Raw genomic sequence first — 2,247 nt, 5'->3', positions numbered from 1 at the left:
GGGCAGAGCCCGGGGCCGGGCCGAGGGGAAGGGACCCCGCCCCGGGCCGGTCGGGGACGGATCAGCGGAGGGCCGCCGCGGGGGCCGGGGACCGGCCGTGGTGGCGGCTGATGTTCTTCTCCAGCAGCGTCAGGCACTCGGCGACGCCGATGCTGGACGCGGTGTGCTCGGGCAGCCGTCCGTCCCGGGCCCTGAGCCCGGCCAGCGCCTGGTCCATGGCCGACTGCGCGGCGAAGAGGCAAGGGGTGCTGTAGATCGCCACGTCGACGCCGAGGTCGCTCAGCTCCGGCAGTGACAGCCGGGGTGACTTGCCGCCGGCGATCTGGTTGAACAGCAGCGGCTTGTCGCCGATGACGTCACGGACCTTGCGGATCCAGTCGACGCTGCGGACGCCGTCGACGAGCAGGACGTCCGCGTCGGTGGCGGCCAGGGCCTTGGCGCGGCGCAGGATCTCGTCCTCCTCCGTGGCGTCGGTGCGCGCGACGACGACGAGGTCGCGGCGGGAGGCGAGGACCATGCCGAGCTTGTCGAGGTACTCCTGCAGGGGAAGGATCCGCTTGCCGTCGACGTGACCGCAGCGCCGCGGACGCTGCTGGTCCTCGAGGATGACACCCGAGGCGCCGGCGGCCTCCAGCTGCTGGACGACGTGGCAGGCGGTCTCGGGGTCGACGTAACCGTCGTCGATGTCGACGAGCAGGTGCTGGGCGGGGAAGGCGAGGCGCAGGCGCTGCACGAAGGCGACGATGTCGGGCCAGGCTATGAACCCGATGTCGGGGAGCCCGTAGTGGGAGGCGGCGAATCCGAATCCGGAGACGAACATGCCGTCGTAGTGCTGGGCCGCGACGGAGGCGGAGAACATGTCGAAGATGCCGATGAGCGGGGTGGTGCCGTCCGAGGCAATGGCGTCGCGTAGCCGGGCGGGGTGGTTCACGGTACCCTCCGAGGACATGGGTTGGCGTCGGTTGACCCCGTTGCGGCTGCTTGTCTTTGACGGAGGCCCGCAGCGGCGACGGGTGGCGTGCGCTGACCGGAGGTCCCTGGGGGCGCGCCGTCGCATGGCGCGCCCCCAGGGCCTTTGTGCGGTGGATCCCTGTGTGTGCGGCTGCTCTTGATGTGCCGTCAGGTGACATCGGGAGATTAGGTCAAGAGATAGTCATGCGGCAATATATGCAAGGCAAAGGCGGGCGGCCGGCGATGCATTCACGCCGACACCACGCGCCCCTTCGCGCCTCGTGACCCGCTCCCGACGGAAGTCGCCGCGCAGTTGAAGCAGCCGTTCCGGCTCCGGCGTCGCTCGCGCGCATATGCCGGTGGATCGGCCGGATCTCGTGGGTCCGCCGCCGCACCCCGGACCTTCTTCGGGGTGAGGGTTCCGGGGGACCGCCACTACTGCTTGGTGAGGTTCCTGGCCTCGGCGCGGCCCTTGAGCTCGAGCTGTTCGGCGAGGTCGCGCAGCGCCCGGGCGCCGGCGATCTCCTCGCCGATACGCGGCTCATTGGGGTCCTGCGGGTCGCGGGTGGAGGTGGTGCGCGCGCGGAGCTCGGTGCCGTCGCGCAGTCGGAGGAGGGCGGCGGCCCGGGTGTGGGACTCGTCCTCGTCGAATTCGATTTCTACGTGCCAGCCGGCGACCTGCATGGGGGACACCTCCGCCGTTCGAGCTTCCGGGGCGGCCAATGTAAGCCGCTGCCGCGCCGCCGCCGCGGCCCGCGCGCCCGCGCGTCCGGCAGGTCCACCCGTCCGGCTGCCCGCCCGGCCCCGGCTGCGTGTAACCAGCACGTTTTGCCTGGGGCAAGTAACGCAAGATCAAAGACGTGTGGCCTTGATCACATCGGTCAGGGGTATGGCGCGAAAACGGTCATGTACCGGCGTGCCATTCGTGCTGCGCGAATCCCTTTGTATGTCTGGAAAACGCCCGTCCCGCGCACTCTGACCAGCGCAGACCGAGCGCTTACCGGCGGAAATATCAATTCCCTGTGAACTCTTGACGCCGCCCTTACACGCCTCACACCATTCACGGCATGGAGTCCACCGACAGCCGGCCGAGCACCGAGGCGCATCAGCGCCCCGGCGCCATGCCGTGCCACGGGGCGCACGCGCCCCACGGCAGGCCGGCCCGTCACGCGACGACACCCGGCCGGCGGCGGCCCTTAGAGGGCTGACCTCCCCGCGCCACCTGCAGCGCCCAGGACGAGGACGGAAGCACCGTCCGGCCCCGGGCCCCGCACCCCCACGCCCCCGCCCCCCGGC

At 71.0% G+C, this 2,247-nt stretch carries 2 protein-coding genes; both read right to left on the bottom strand.

What is annotated here, in order from left to right; translation table 11 throughout:
* Positions 1-61: 61 nt before the first annotated feature.
* Positions 62-931 (bottom strand): isocitrate lyase/PEP mutase family protein, encoded by an 870-nt coding sequence (locus ACSNOG_RS32525; RefSeq protein ID WP_436756302.1) that lies wholly within the window; start codon positions 929-931, stop codon positions 62-64.
* Between the two features lie 455 nt (positions 932-1,386).
* Positions 1,387-1,635: a DUF1876 domain-containing protein gene (locus tag ACSNOG_RS32520; protein WP_436756301.1), complete on the bottom strand. Its 249-nt coding sequence runs from the start codon at positions 1,633-1,635 to the stop codon at positions 1,387-1,389.
* Positions 1,636-2,247 lie beyond the last annotated feature (612 nt).

This window comes from Streptomyces sp. URMC 124 (assembly GCF_051386455.1).
In the GTDB taxonomy this organism is placed as follows: domain Bacteria; phylum Actinomycetota; class Actinomycetes; order Streptomycetales; family Streptomycetaceae; genus Streptomyces.
The sequence above is the reverse complement of the archived record's forward strand: the minus strand, read 5'-3'. Positions and strand labels throughout refer to the sequence as shown.